Origin of the sequence: Halorubrum aidingense JCM 13560 (genome assembly GCF_000336995.1) — an archaeon.
GTDB classification, from domain to species: domain Archaea; phylum Halobacteriota; class Halobacteria; order Halobacteriales; family Haloferacaceae; genus Halorubrum; species Halorubrum aidingense.
This window is the reverse complement of the sequence record NZ_AOJI01000026.1, coordinates 49,814-63,484: the sequence shown is the minus strand read 5'-3', so window position 1 is coordinate 63,484 and position 13,671 is coordinate 49,814. Positions and strand designations below refer to the sequence as shown.

Sequence of the window (13,671 nt, the reverse complement as noted above, 5' to 3'; positions counted from 1 at the left end):
CCTTATGCGGGCGCGTCGAAGGGACCGGCATGAGCGAACCCGAACCCACGCGACGACGGCTCCTGTGGGGAATCGGCGCAGGCGGCTCCGTGGCTCTCGCCGGCTGCACTAGTGGGTCCGGAAGCGACGGCGGGCCCGGAAGCGATGACGGGTCCGGAAGCGACGACCCCGACGCCTCGGTTCACCAGGTCGGCCGGGCGCTCACCGGTCCCGCCTGGGACTCGAATGTGCGGCGCGGGTTCTGTGCGCTGCTCACCGACGAGGACGGGGATCCGTGGCTGCTCCGGGAGGCCGACGCGGAGACGCGAGCGTTCGTCGAGGAGACCGACTTCGACGCGTCGGTGCTCGCGTACGCGGAGTCGGTCGGTCCCACGACCTGCCACAGCGAGATCTCGTTCGCGGACGTCGCCGTCGAGGACGGGACGCTCGTCGGGGCCGCGACGGTCGAGGACACCGCCGAGGCGAACGAGGCGTGCGGGGAGGCGATCACGTACTCCGGGGCGCTGCTCCGTGTCACGACCGACCCGCTCCCCGACGCGATCCGGCTGTCGATCACCGACGGCTGGGGCGAGACGGCCGAGGTGTCCGGGGAGGACGGCGTCCTCGATGCCGAGGCGCTCCCCGGCGGCGTCCGTCCCGACCGCGATCCGGCGTCGATCCCCGCCGCGTTCGAGTGCGAGACGGAGGGATTCGAGCGCCACCCGCAGGCGTACGAGGGCGAGGTCAACTGGGGCGACGACGGCGGCGTCAGCGGGGGCGACGACGGCGGCGTCAGCGGGGGCGACGACAGCGACGGCGAGGGCAGCGGAGGCGACGGCCCGCTGGCGCTTCGGGCCGTTATCCCCGGAGACGACGATCCCGCCTCCGAGCCGTTGACGATCGCCCGCGGGACCCGCTTCCGGATCGAGTTGACGAACGTCTCAGCCCGAGCGGTTCACGTCGGCAACCAGGGGAAGTACAACCTCGAACTGCGCACCGAGTCGGGGTGGACGGAGATCCGCGGGGGCGACCGCGACGACACGTTCGAATACACCGACGAGGCGATCGGCGTCCGCCCCGGCGAGACGCTCCACTGGGAGTTCGAGATGACCGAAGCCGGGCTCGTCGAGGGCGGCCCGCACGCGGACACGCTCCGGGTGTGCCCCGACCTGCTTCCGGGCCGCTATCGGTTCGTCTTCTGGGGCGCCGACGACCTCGCGGTCGCGTTCGATTACGTCGGTGAAAGAGACTGAGACACCGCGAGCGGCGATCAGACCCGGATCTCGATCAGCAGATCCGACTCGGGCGAATCGCCCATCGTCTCCCGGATCCGGTCCCACGAGAGGGACGTCCGGGCGGTCACGGTCTCGGCCGCGATCGCGCCGCAGGCGTTGCCGACGAGCAGGGGGACCTGATAATCGCGAGGGTCGTGCGAGAACCCGTCGCCGGTGATCTCGGGCTCGCGCAGCGCGGCGCCGAGGAATCCGGCCGCGAACGCGTCGCCGGCGCCGGCCGTGTCGACCGGATCGACGCCGAACCCGGGGTGCGACACGTCGCCGTGGGGCGTCCGGACCGTCGCGCCCTCGCTCCCGAGTTTGATCGCGACGACGCGGTCGTCCGGCTCCCACGGGTCGATGTCGGTCGCGTCGGCGAGCGCGTTCGCCTCGCGGGCATTTAAAAAGAGCACGTCGGTCGCGTGGAGCGCGGCGTCGAACTCGCGGTCGCCGACGCGTCGGCCGGGGTCGAAGCTGCGGGTCGCGCCCGCCTCGCCCGCGGCCGTCGCCAGCGCGGCCGCCGTCTCCGGCTGCTGGCCGGTGAGGTGGAGGTGGTCGGCCGCCGCCAGCGTATCGCGGTCGAGTTCGGCCGCCGTGAACGACTCGTTGGCCCCGTCGTTCGCCAGCATGAGCAGCTCGCCGCCGCCGTCGACGATCACGTACTTCACCGACGTCGGCTCGTCCGCGTCCACGAGCACCTGCCCGGGGTCGACCCCGGCGCTCGCGAGCTCGCGGAGCGCGAGCGCGCCCGACTCGTCGCCGCCGACGCTCCCGTAGACGACCGACTGGCCGCCCAAGTCGACGAGTCCGACCGCGACGTTCGCGGCGCTGCCTCCGCCGGACTGTTCGAGCCGCTCGATCCGCGTCTCGCCGTCCGGCTCCGGCAGCTCCTCGACGTGGATCGTCACGTCCCAGTTGATGTGGCCCGCCGAGATCACCTTCGGGACGCGGCTGGACTCCTCGGGCGCGAGGTCCGGGTCCGGGTCAGGTGCGTGATCCGCGTCCGGGTCAGGGGCGTGATCCGCGTCCGAGTCGGGAGCGCGGTCCGAACCCCCGTCCGGCGACTCCCCCTCGCTCATGGCTCGGCCCACGGCTCTTCGGCGCCCTCGCCGAACAGCTCCCGCATCAGCGTCACGATGCTCTCGGGCGGGAACTGGCCGTGTTCCGTGACGATCGCGTCCATGTATCGCGGCGGCGTCACGTCGAACGCCGGGTTCTCGACGGCGATCTCGCCGATCGCTTCGCGGTCGTCGGGGGAGATGACCTCGGTCTCGTCGCGCATCTCGATCTCGACGGTGTGGCCCGTCAGCGTCTCCGGGTGAAGCTTGATCGTCTGTGCCGCGGTCATGATCGGCACGCCGCGCTCGCGGGCGTTGACGGCGAGCCCCGAGGTGCCGATCTTGTTGATCACCCCGCCGTCGGCCGCGATGGAGTCGGCGCCGACGACGACGTGGTCGACTTCGTCGAGGTACCGACGCGCCGCAGAGTCGACGATGAGCGTGACCGGGACCCCGATGTCGCGCAGCTGTTCGGCGGTGATGTGCCCCTGCTGACGCGGGCGCGTCTCTTTGACGACCGCGGATATCGACTTCCCCTGGTCGACGGCGGCCTCGATGCACGCGAGCGCGTCCGTCGAGTGGCAGTGCGTCATCACCGTGTCGCCGTCGGCGAGGCGGTTCGCGCCGACCTGTCCGAGGTCGTCTTGGGCGCGGTCGAGCTGGCGGACGAACGCCTCGCTCGCGTCGACGACGTTCCGGCGCAGGTCGTCGACCCCCTCGCCGTCCATCCGCTGGAGGACGTACCTGAGCGCGTTCGGCAGCGAGACGGCGGTCGGGCGCGTCTCGCGCAGGGTCCGCCCCGCCGCGCGCATCGACGCCCGGAAGGCCTCGGGGTCGCTCGCGGTCGGCCCCTCCGCCGCGGCCGCGCGGGCCTGTTCGGCGAGCGCCTCGGCGGCCGCCGAGGCGATGGTCGCCGCCCCGCGGATCTCCATGGTCGCGATCTCGTCGGCGGTCTCCCGCACCGCGGCCGCCGGCTCGTGCTCGGTCATACCGATCCCGTAGCCGCCGCGGTATTTATAAAACCGGGCGATGGGTGGGGAAGCGGGAGGTGGAGTCGATCCGGCGAGATGCCGCCGGTTACCCGCCGTCAGCGTCCGGCTGTTGCCCGTAGCTCTCGAAGCGCTCCTCGACGGTCGCCATCTGCTCGTCGGTGAGGACGTGGGGCTCGCCGACGGACGACGCCCGGAGATAGAGCCGACAGAGGTCCTCGACGTGGTGGGTGTTCTCGACCGCCGTCTCGACGTCGGGGCCGGTGACGACGAGCCCGTGGTTCGCGAGGATCGCGGCGTCGGAGTCGGCCTCCGCCATCGCGGCGACCACGTTCGCGGCCAACTCCTCGGTGCCGTACGGCGCGTAATCGGCGAGCGGGACCGTCCGACCGACGGCGGCGATCATGTAGTGGACGGGCGGGAGCGCCCGGTGGAGCGTCGCCATCGTCGTCGCCCACGGCGAGTGGGTGTGGACGATCGCGCCCGGCCGGTCGTGTTTATAAATGCCCGTGTGCATCGGCACCTCGCTCGACGGCGCCATCCGCCCCGCCAGCCGCTCGCCGTCGAGGGCGACGACCGGCACGTCGACGGCGTCGAAGGAGTCGTAGGGGACGCCCGTCGGAGTGACCGCGACCGCGTCGCCGTCGCGGACGCTGAGGTTGCCGGTGCGCCCGGGCGTCAGGTCGGCGAGCGCGGGCGCGTACTCGACGACCGCCTCGCGGGCGTCTCGCAGCAGGTCCGGATTGCCGCCGCTGTCGCCGCCGCCGTCGCTCATACCGCCACCTCCGTCAGGTCGGCGAACTCGCTCAGCCGATAGTCGGGCCGCTGTGAGTCGCGAAGCTCGTCGTCCGCCGGCGCGTCGCCGTCGGCGACGAACAGGGCCGTGTCGATCCCGAGCGCGTTCGCGCCCGCGATGTCCGCCTCCGCGTTGTCGCCGACCACGAGGACCTCACTCGGGCGGAGGTCGAGCGCCGCGAGCGCCGTCGTGAACGGGACCGCGCTCGGCTTCTCGCGGCCGACCTCCTCGGAGGTGACGAGCCGGTCGACGTGCGCGTCGATCCCCAGCCGCGTGAGCTTCTCCAACTGGACGCGAGTGACGAGGTTCGTGACGATCGCGACCGACGTGTCCGCCTCGGAGAGCGCGGTGAGGACTCCCTCGACCCCGTCACAGAGCGACATCTCGTCCATGTAGCCGTCCCAGTACGCCTCGCCGACCGCGAGCGCGGCCGCGGCGTCGTGAACGTCGGCGTGGTTTCGGAGCGCCCGCTTGAAGTAGATCACTCGCTCGTGGGACGCCGCGGTGTGTCTGACCTCGCGTTTCGCCTCTCGGCGTCCGGTCGCGTACAGCTCGTCGAACGTCTCCCGATCCATGTCGTACCCGTGCTCGCGGAACGCCGCGAGCGCCGCCCGTTTTCCCGCCTCGTTGCAGGGCGAGTACGGGTACAAGGTGTTGTCGAGGTCGAAAAAGACCGCCTCGTAGCTCATGTCGTCACCTCGGTCGGGCGGCGACTTAAATATGGGTCGACGGCGTCGGCGCCTTCGGGACACCGAGACGAACGCGACGGCGACCCGGCTACTGTTCGTTCATCGCCTCGCTGGCGATGTTGCGCCCGCGAGAGTTCAGCGCCACCTCGCGGCGGATCCGCACCTCTTCGACCACTTCGAGGTCGACGAGCCGCTCGAACGTCTTCTCGACGTCGTCGACGTCCATCCCGAGGAACGACGGGATCTCGAACGGGGAGACGCCCGAGTACAGCGCCATCAACACCTCCCGATCGCGGCTGGACAGGTCGACGTTGGTGGAGCTCCGCTCTTCGCCCTTGTGGAGCCACGCCTCGACGAAGCGCATCCGACTCGGATCCCCGGCGATGTGCGTCTCGATGCTCGTCCCCTCGTCGTCGGTGTGCGACACCTCGATCACGGGTTTCTTCTCGCCGCTGACGGTGCGTTTGGCGGCGTCGAGTCCGCTGATGTCGTCGAGGTCGAACTTCACGAACGCGCCGCTTTCCAACGCCGCGTTGAGGCCGTTTTCGTCGATCTTCACGCGCGCTTGCTCCCACTGGGTGTCCTGTACCACGCCTCCCTCGATCGCGGGGTGTTTCGCCATCACCGTCCGCTGGTCGAGCAGCGCCCGGTACACGTCGCGTTCGAACTCCTCGTGTTCCGCCGCCGCGACGAGCAGCACCTGGTCGCCGAGGTCGAAACTCACGTAGTTCGAAACGCGCGCGACCGACTGGTTGGCGTCGTGGCGGCCGCCGAGCCCGCGGAGCTTCGAGAGCGGGACCGTTCGCTTCCCGTCGTTGCCCGCGAGGATCAGCCGCCGGTTCGAGAGGAGCACGCGCCCGGTGGTCCACGAGACGTCGTTCATCTTTCGGCCGTCGCGGACGGCGACCGCGAATCGCCCCTGCGTGTCGGTGATCTTGTACTCGCCCTGGTTGTCGCTCATTTAGGGTCCCCCCGCTCGGAGCTTGGACACCGCCGAGAACACGCGCTTTCTGACTGCCGTGCTGTCGTCGTCGGTGAACGATTCGAGCCGGTTCAGCGACTCTTGGCCGCCGATCTGTCCGAGCACGAACACCGCCTTCGCTCGCGCGTCCTCGGGGTGCTCCGTTCCGACTCGGTCGAGGAGCCGGTCCTCGACGACCGGCCCGCCGAGGCTCTTGAGGCTCGTGGCCGCGAACTGGGCAGTTTGGGGGTCGTCGTCCGCGAGCGCGTCCGCGAGCGCCTCAACCGCGAGCGCCGACTGCGGCTCGGCGATACGCCCGAGGATCCACGCCGCGTTCCGCCGCTGGCGGGACTGCTGTCCCTCGGTGAGGATCTCGACTAGGGGCTCGACCACGGTGTCGTCGTCGGCCGCCTTCAGCTCGGAGACGACGCGGTCACGCACCGCGTGGCTGTGCTGGGTCGGCACGTTCGAGAGCAGCTCGATGATCGAGTAGACGGCGGCGTTGCGGACGACCGCGCTCTCGTCGCCGAGCGCCCGCGCCAGCGGCTCGACCGGCTCCGGGTTGTTCGCCTTCCCGAGCGCACCGGCGGCGATACGGCGGATCGACTCGTCGGAATCGCCGAGGAGATCGAGCAGGGGCGCCAGCGCCCCGTCGGTGCCGATGCTTCCCAGCGCGTTCGCCGCGGCCCGCTTGACGCGGGGCTCGTCGTCCAATCGCTCGGTCAGCCCGGGGACCGCCCGGGGGTCCGCGAAGGTTCCGCAGGCCTCACACGCCCGGAGCCGGACCCGCGGGTCCTCGTCCGAGAGCGCCTTCACGAGGTGTTGGAGCCCGCTCGCGTCGTCGAGCCGCCCGAGGGCCCGCGCGGCCGCCATCCGGAGCTCCGGTCGGTCGGCCTGCAGCGCGCGGGCGAACTTGCGGGCGGTGACCCACTCCGCCTCCGAGCCGCTGGTTCCGGTGAGTTCGGCGAGGAGCTGTTCGAGCGCTGCCTCGCCGATCTCGTCGAGCGCGTCGACGGCAGCCCCGCGGACCTCCGGGTCGTCGTCGGTCGTCGCCGCCCGCAGGAGGCCGTCGATGGTCGCCTGCTCGTCGACGTCACCGAGTTCGCCGAGGAACTCGACGGCGCGTTTCCGCACCGCGGCGCTGTCGCTGCCGAGCGCGTCTCTGAGCCGTTCGACGTTGCCGTCCCGCGCGTGCTGATATAGCGACATCAGGCCCTCCGGAACACCCGCCGGCGCTTGTCGATCGCCTCGTACCGGTCCGTGCGGTCCGGCGGGACGCTCTCGGTCATCCCGAGCACGAGCACGCCGTCGTCGGCCAGCGACGCCTCCAACGTGTCGAACAGCGCGCCCTTGTGGTCGACGTCGATGTAGATGAGGAGGTTGCGACACAACACCACGTCGAAGGGATCGCGCGCGCCGTCGCGGATGAGGTCGTGCGTCTCGAAGTCGACGAGCCGCTGGACCTCTCGTCGGACGCGGAACGCGTCCTCGTCGCGTTCGACGTACCGGTCGGGGTCCGAGAGCGGTTCGAGCTCCGCCGCGATGTCCGTCGTCCGGGTGGTGTGGTAGACACCGTCGCGGGCGTTATCGAGCGCCTCCTCGCTGATGTCCGAGCCGAGCACCTCGACGCGCGACTCGTCTATCTCGGGGTCGTCGCACGCGAGCATGGCGACCGAGTACGGCTCCCGGCCGTCCGCGGACGGCGCCGACCAGACGCGGACGCGCCGCTGCTCTGCGGTCCGCTCGCGGAGCACGCCGCGGAGCACGTCCCACATCTCCGGGTTGCGGAAGAACTCCGTCACGTTGATCGTGAGCGCGTCCATCAGCGCCTGCCGTTCGCCGTCGTCCTCGCGAAGCAGCCGCTCGTACTCCGTGTGCGACTCGGTGTCGCGGCGGCGCATCCGGGCGGTGATCCGCCGGTCGAGGTACGACTCGTTGTAGTACCCCGGCTCGAACGGGACGGTGTCGTCTATCTGCCGGAGGACGCCCTCGAAGGCGGTCTCCGTCTCGGTGTCTCTGGTCATAGGCTCACCACGTCGAGGACGGCCACCACGTCGCCGTCGCCGAGGACGGCCGTTCCGCTGAGCCCCGGCGTCCCCGACAGCGGCCCGTCGAGCGGTTTCACCACGACCTCCTCCTGATCGAGGACGGCGTCGCAGTGGAGCGCGACCTGCCGCGTCTCCTCGCGGATGCGGACGAGCATCCCGTCGCCGTCGACGCCGCCGTCGGTCGACGCGGAGCCGGCGTCGGCCGTCGGTTCGGTGGTGTCGGCCGTCGGTTCGGTGGCGTCGGCGACCGGTTCGCCCGCGTTAGCCGTCGACCCGCTCGCGCCCGATCCGGCCGCCACCGCACCGCTGTCGGCGAGCCGCTCGCTCAGTCGGATCACGGGGTACAGGTCGTCCTCGTGTCGGACGATCTCGTCGCCGTGGACCTCCTCGACGTCGTTCGCGCGGGCGACCTCGGCGATCGATTTGATCGGGATGCCGTACTCCGTGCCGCCGACGTCGACGAACATCACCTTCACGATGGCGACGGTGACCGGGAGCCGGAACCGAACCGTGGTCCCTTCACCCGGGTCGCTCTCGACGGCGACCGAGCCGTCGAGGTCGCGGGCGGTCGTCCGGACCACGTCCATTCCGACCCCGCGGCCGGAGACGTCCGTGACCTCCTCCGCGGTGGAGAAGCCGGGGTGGAACACGAGGTCGTACGCCTCGTCGTCCGACATCGCTTCGACCGCCTCGCGGCTCTTGACGCCCTCGTCGACGGCCTTCTCGCGAAGCTGGTCGGCGTCGAGCCCGCCGCCGTCGTCGACGACCTCGATGATGACGTGATCGCGTTCGCGCTCGGCGCGGAGCCGGACGCGACCGGTCGGGTCCTTGCCGGCGGCCTCGCGCTCCGCCGGCGACTCGATGCCGTGATCGACCGCGTTTCGGAGGACGTGCACGAGCGGGTCGCGCATCTCCGTCAGGATCGTCCGGTCGAGCTCCACGTCGTCGCCCTCGATCTCGAAGGCGATCTGTTTGTCGAGGTCGCGCGAGATGTCGCGAACGAGCCGCGGGAACGAGTCCGACACCTGCGAGAACGGGATGAGCCGCATGTCCATCGCCGTGTCCTGCAGGCTGGACGCGAGCTTGTCGAGCTCGTCTAGCGCGTCCGACTGGACGTTCGATTCCGCCAGCTCCCGCCGGAGCTTGATCCGGCTCGTCACCAGCTGCTCGACGAGCCCGTACAGCTCGTCGACCTGGTCGACGTCGACCCGGATCGACTTGATCTCGTCGCGGTCGGCGGAGCCGGAACTGGACCCCGAGCGGGAACCCGCGTCGCCCGCCTCCGCCGTGTCACCGTCTGCCTCCGCCGTGTCGTCCGCTTCCACCGTGTCACCGTCCGTCGCCTCAGCCACATCGCCCTCCGGATTCGTCGCGTCGTTATCGGTCGCTTCTGCCGCGTCGCTGTCGGCCTCCCCGTCGCCGACGACCGCCGTCTCCACCGCCTCGACCTGCGTGAGTGCGCCGAGTCCCTCGGCGACGACGGCGGGGTCGGCGGCGGCGACGAAGGCGTCGAACCCCTCGTCGTACTCGCCGTCCTCTAGCGCGTCCGGAGCCGGGTCGGTGACGTGGCCGTCGAACTGGCCGTCGAGCGCCTGTAACACGAGCGCGGCGTCGACGCCGGCCATCGCCGTCTCGCCGATCGTGACGGCCGCGTACACGACGGGCGCGTCGAGGTCGGCGGCCGCGTCGGGGAGGTCGGGGACGGAACGTGCGGTCTCGCCGGCGGCGCCACCGTCGTCAGCGCCGCCGCCCTCGATCTCGCCTCCCTCGCCTCTCTCACCGCTCTCGTCGCTCGCGGTCTCATCGTCGCCAGCGGTGCTCTCGTCGCTTGCACCGCCCTCGATGCCGTCCTCCTCCATCGCGCGCAGTCGGCGTTCGAGGTCGGACGGGTCCGTGGTCACGTCGCCGCTGTCGGCGATCTCCGCGACCATCGCCTCGACGGTGTCGACGCCCTCGAAGAGCAGGTCCATCAGCTCCGGCGTCACCTCCCGCTCGCCCTGTCGGACCGCGTCCAACAGGTCCTCCAGCGCGTGGCCGAACGAGGAGACGTCCTCGTAGCCCATCGCCGCGGCGTTCCCTTTCAGCGTGTGGGCGACGCGGAACACGTCGTCCATCGCCGCGGCGTCCTCCGGGTCCGCCTCGAGCGCGAGCAGGGCGTTGTTGAGATCGGTGATGCCCTCCTCCGCCTCGGCGACGAACGCGGCGCGGTGCGAGTCCATCAGGCCTCACCCCCGAGTATCGCGCCGGCCACGTCGTCGAGGTCGCGTACCTCGTCGACGCCGCCCGTCTCGACGGCGCGCTTCGGCATGCCGTAGATGACGCAGGTGTCCTCGCTCTGCGCGAGCGTTCGCGCTCCCGCGTCCGCCATCGCCCGAATTCCCTCGGCCGCGTCCGAACCCATTCCGGTCAACACGACCCCGACGAGCGGCCCGTCGACCACCTCGGCGGCCGAGCGCATCGTGACGTCCGCGGCGGGCGTGACCGACTGAGAGTCGTCCTCGTCAAGCTTGACGCGGAGCCGTCCCGCCCGATAGCTGTCGATCCGCGTGTGGCTCCCGCCGGAGGCGACGAGCGCCTCGCCGGCCCCGATCCGCGCGCCGTCGCTCGCCTCGCGGACGTCGTACGCCGACGCGGCGTCGAGTCGCTCCGCGAAGCGCGGCGTGAACGCCTCGGGCATGTGCTGGACGATGACGACGCGGCAGTCCGCCATCGGCAGCGCGGCCATCACGCGCTCGACCGCGTTCGGACCGCCCGTGGACGCGGCGATCACCACGGTCAGCGGCCCGTCGACGGCGACTTCGCTCGGTCCCGTCGCCGTCGTCGATCCTGCCGCCGATCCCGCGGTCGACCCCGGTCCCGTCGCCGTCGTCGATCCTGCCGCCGATCCCGGTTCCGTCGCCGTCGCCGATCCCGCTCCCGTCGCCGATCCCGCTCCCACCGACGGACTCGACGCGTCGGTCGACGCGGATCGAGCCGCGGACCCGTCTCGTCTCTCTCGCTCGCGCCGATCGCGCGTCGCCGCGGCGAGGTCGGCCCCCGCCACCGATTTGACGGCCTCGACGAGCCGGTCCGATTCCCGAGAGACGCCGGTCGAAACCTCGCCACCGGGCTTCGAGAAGAAGTCCACCGCACCGCGCTCGAGCGCCTCGAACGTGACCGACGCGCCCTCGGCCGTGTGTGCGGACAGCATCAACACGGGCGTCGGCGTCTCGTCCATCAGCCGCTCGACGGCTTCGAGGCCGCCCATTCCCGGCATCTCGACGTCCATCGTCACCACGTCGGGGCGTGTCTCGGCGACCACCGACAGCGCCTCCGCGCCGTCGCCGGCCTCCCCGACCACCGACACCCCGCCGTCAGTCAGGAGGTCGGCGATCAGCCCTCGCATGAACGGCGAGTCGTCGACGACCACCGCCCGCACGGGATCCCCGCGACCGCCCCGCCGATCCGTCGTCCTACTCATGTCCGTAAGCGGTCTCAGAATCAGCATAAACCCACGGACCCAGTAATCACCCCTGATAATTCAGGGGACACGGTTATTGGTGGCTTCGCCGCAGCTACCCCCATGGCAGCCATCGAGACGGAGTCCGAACCCACGAAGGTGTTGGAGTTCGGCCTCGGCGACGGTACGTACTGTCTGGACATCGGCGTGATCGACGAGATCGTCGACGCCGGCGAACTCACGCGGATCCCCAACTCTCCGGACCACGTCGAGGGCGTGATGGACCTCCGCGGTCGAACGACGACTATCGTCGACCCGAAGACGCTCTTCGACATCCCGGAGGCGGGGCCGAGAGAGCGTATCGTCGTGTTCGACGACGCCGAGATCGACGAGGGCGGCACCGTCGGCTGGATGGTCGACGAGGTGTTCCAGGTCCGCGACGTCGCCCCCGAAGACGTCGATCGGGGGACGACGATCAACGACGAGGGCGTCCGCGGCATCGTCAAGTCCGACGACCGGTTCGTCGTCTGGGTCTCGCCCGATATCGACGACCTCGACGCCGCCCCCGACGACGGCGAGGCGTGATGCCCGCCGGATCCGGACGCCTCGCGTCTCGAACGGTTCTCACCGGTGAGAACCGGGTGACAACCCTTATCCAATGACCGACAAGTCTGACAGTATGCGCGTCTCAAGCGGCGTTCCCGGGTTCGACGCCCTCGTCGACGGGGGGTTCCCGGAGAACCGTCTGTACGTCATCAGCGGTCCCCCGGGAAGCGGGAAGACGACGTTCTGCTCGCAGTTCGCCGCGCAGGGCGCCCGCAACGGAGAAGACGTGCTGTACATCAGCATGCACGAGACGAAAGCGGGGATCCGCCGGGACATGAGCGGATACGAGTTCGGATTCGACCGCGCGCTCGACACCGATCGAATCACGTTCCTCGATTCGTTCTCCTCCGACGGCCGGCGCTTCTTCGGCCTCCCGGGCGAGCGGCGGGACCACTCCGGGGTGACGAACCGGCTCACCGGCTTCATCAACTCCCGCGACATCGACCGCGTGGTGTTCGACTCCACCATGCTGTTGCGGTTCCTCCTCGACGACGACGAGGACACGATGATCCAACTGCTCTCGTCGCTCAAGCGGACCGACGCCACCACGCTTCTGATCTCGGAGATGACCGATCCGAACGCCTACTCGGAGGAGCACTACCTCGCACACGGCGTCGTATTCATGCACAACTACCTCGAAGACGAGGGGATGCGTCGGGGGATCCAGGTGCTGAAGATGCGCGGAACCGGCGTCGACACGGATATCCAAGAGATCGAGTTCACCGACGGCGGGCTCCGTGTCGGCTCGGCCGCGACGGTGACGCACTGATGTACGACCGTCTCTTCGGAACGGAGTGGAACGACATTTCGCGGGAGAACGCCGTCGAGCGTGCGTTCGCGCTCGGCGTCGCCGCGGGCGTCGGTGACGAGCGCCCCGCCGAACTCGACCGCGTGCTCTCGTCGTTTTCGAGCGCCTACGACCGCAGTCTGGTCGAACTCGCCTACGACGAGGGACGGACCAAGGCGCTCGACGCCGCCGTCGAGGCGGACAGCTCGACGGAGGTCTGGAACGAGCTCGTCGATCCGGCCGGCGCGCCGCTGACGCCGCCGGTGTCGGCCGCGCTCCCCGGTGCTCTCTCGGAACTGACACTGACGAACCGACCCAAATCGGGGCCGCCGTCGTCGCTCGACTTCCCCTCGATGCTTCGGAAGTGATCCCTCGGAAGGGTTTTACGCGATACCCACCCAACCCAGACACATGACCGTGCTTCCCGACGCTGTCCGCACCGCAGACAGCGTGCTCATCAGCGGCCCCCCGATGAGCGGGAAGTACGACCTCTTCAACCGGCTGCTCGCCGAGTGGTCGACCGGCCCGGTCGTCATCTCGACCGGCCGCACGGCGGAGAAGGTCCGCGGCGATTACGAGACCATCACCGGCGAGGACGGCGACGACGTGATCGTCATCGACTGCGTCACCCACGAGCAGGGCGACAAGCGCGACGACACGCCGACGACGAAGTACGTCGGCAGCGCGGGGAACCTCACCGACATCGGGATCAAGTTCACCGATATCGTCGAGTCCTCGGCCGGCCGCGAGCGCGCCGTCGGCATCTACTCGCTCTCCCAGTTGTTGATGTACTGGGACCCCGAACGGATCTACCGATTCACCCGCGTGATGACCTCTCAGACGTCGGGCGAAGGATGGCCGTTCGTCGGCGTCGTCGGCTCCACCGCCCACGACGAGCAGGTCGTCCACACCCTCCACGAGCCGTTCGACGTCGTGGTCGAGACGCGCGTCGAGGACGATACCCGGGAGTTCCGCGTCCGCGGACGAGTCGGCCAGCCGTCGGAGTGGACGCCTTTTTAACTCGAGTCCGGAAGGCCACCCGACG

The 13,671-nt window shown here is 70.2% G+C and carries 14 protein-coding genes; 5 read left to right on the top strand and 9 right to left on the bottom strand.

Annotated features, from left to right (window positions below):
• The first annotated feature begins 29 nt into the window (after nt 1-29).
• Nucleotides 30-1,232 carry a hypothetical protein gene (locus C461_RS10610; protein ID WP_008001096.1) on the top strand — a complete coding sequence of 401 codons (1,203 nt, stop codon included), beginning with the start codon at nt 30-32 and terminating at the stop codon, nt 1,230-1,232.
• Nucleotides 1,233-1,249: 17 nt separating this feature from the next.
• Here the strand turns inward: C461_RS10610 and C461_RS10605 are convergent, their stop codons facing one another.
• From C461_RS10605 to cheB, 9 genes are all read right to left on the bottom strand, one after another.
• Nucleotides 1,250-2,332 carry a carbohydrate kinase family protein gene (locus tag C461_RS10605; protein WP_008001095.1) on the bottom strand — a complete coding sequence of 361 codons (1,083 nt, stop codon included), beginning with the start codon at nt 2,330-2,332 and terminating at the stop codon, nt 1,250-1,252.
• Entirely contained in the window at nt 2,329-3,300 is a 972-nt protein-coding gene (locus C461_RS10600; protein ID WP_008001094.1) for a ribose 1,5-bisphosphate isomerase, read from the bottom strand. Before C461_RS10600 ends, C461_RS10605 begins: the two co-directional genes overlap by 4 nt.
• 88 nt (nt 3,301-3,388) lie before the next feature.
• Complete coding sequence (locus C461_RS10595) at nt 3,389-4,075, bottom strand: class II aldolase/adducin family protein (protein WP_008001093.1); 687 nt, start codon at nt 4,073-4,075, stop codon at nt 3,389-3,391.
• On the bottom strand, nt 4,072-4,785 hold the full coding sequence (locus C461_RS10590) for an HAD family hydrolase (protein WP_008001092.1): 714 nt from the start codon (nt 4,783-4,785) through the stop codon (nt 4,072-4,074). Before C461_RS10590 ends, C461_RS10595 begins: the two co-directional genes overlap by 4 nt.
• Nucleotides 4,786-4,873: 88 nt before the next feature.
• On the bottom strand, nt 4,874-5,746 hold the full coding sequence (locus C461_RS10585) for a CheF family chemotaxis protein (protein ID WP_008001091.1): 873 nt from the start codon (nt 5,744-5,746) through the stop codon (nt 4,874-4,876).
• Nucleotides 5,747-6,955, bottom strand: coding sequence for a HEAT repeat domain-containing protein (locus tag C461_RS10580; RefSeq protein ID WP_008001088.1), 1,209 nt, complete (start codon nt 6,953-6,955; stop codon nt 5,747-5,749).
• On the bottom strand, nt 6,955-7,770 hold the full coding sequence (locus C461_RS10575) for a CheR family methyltransferase (RefSeq protein WP_008001087.1): 816 nt from the start codon (nt 7,768-7,770) through the stop codon (nt 6,955-6,957). Before C461_RS10575 ends, C461_RS10580 begins: the two co-directional genes overlap by 1 nt.
• The gene (locus C461_RS10570; RefSeq protein ID WP_008001086.1) at nt 7,767-10,013 is read right to left on the bottom strand and encodes a chemotaxis protein CheA; all 2,247 of its coding nucleotides are present in this window, start codon (nt 10,011-10,013) and stop codon (nt 7,767-7,769) included. The genes C461_RS10575 and C461_RS10570 overlap by 4 nt, the downstream gene beginning before the upstream one ends.
• Nucleotides 10,013-11,254: a chemotaxis-specific protein-glutamate methyltransferase CheB gene (gene cheB, locus C461_RS10565; protein WP_080506280.1), complete on the bottom strand. Its 1,242-nt coding sequence runs from the start codon at nt 11,252-11,254 to the stop codon at nt 10,013-10,015. The genes C461_RS10570 and cheB overlap by 1 nt, the downstream gene beginning before the upstream one ends.
• 102 nt (nt 11,255-11,356) lie before the next feature.
• Here cheB and C461_RS10560 point away from each other — a divergent pair, with 102 nt between their 5' ends.
• The 4 genes from C461_RS10560 to C461_RS10545 all read left to right on the top strand — a co-directional run bounded on the left by C461_RS10560 (nt 11,357) and on the right by C461_RS10545 (nt 13,646).
• Nucleotides 11,357-11,818, top strand: a complete 462-nt coding sequence (locus tag C461_RS10560) for a chemotaxis protein CheW (protein WP_008001084.1) — start codon at nt 11,357-11,359, stop codon at nt 11,816-11,818.
• Nucleotides 11,819-11,912: 94 nt separating this feature from the next.
• The gene (locus tag C461_RS10555; RefSeq protein WP_049906543.1) at nt 11,913-12,608 is read left to right on the top strand and encodes an RAD55 family ATPase; all 696 of its coding nucleotides are present in this window, start codon (nt 11,913-11,915) and stop codon (nt 12,606-12,608) included.
• Entirely contained in the window at nt 12,608-12,994 is a 387-nt protein-coding gene (locus tag C461_RS10550) for a hypothetical protein (protein WP_008001079.1), read from the top strand. Before C461_RS10555 ends, C461_RS10550 begins: the two co-directional genes overlap by 1 nt.
• 43 nt (nt 12,995-13,037) lie before the next feature.
• Nucleotides 13,038-13,646, top strand: a complete 609-nt coding sequence (locus tag C461_RS10545; RefSeq protein ID WP_008001077.1) for a DUF7504 family protein — start codon at nt 13,038-13,040, stop codon at nt 13,644-13,646.
• The last annotated feature ends 25 nt before the right edge of the window (nt 13,647-13,671 follow it).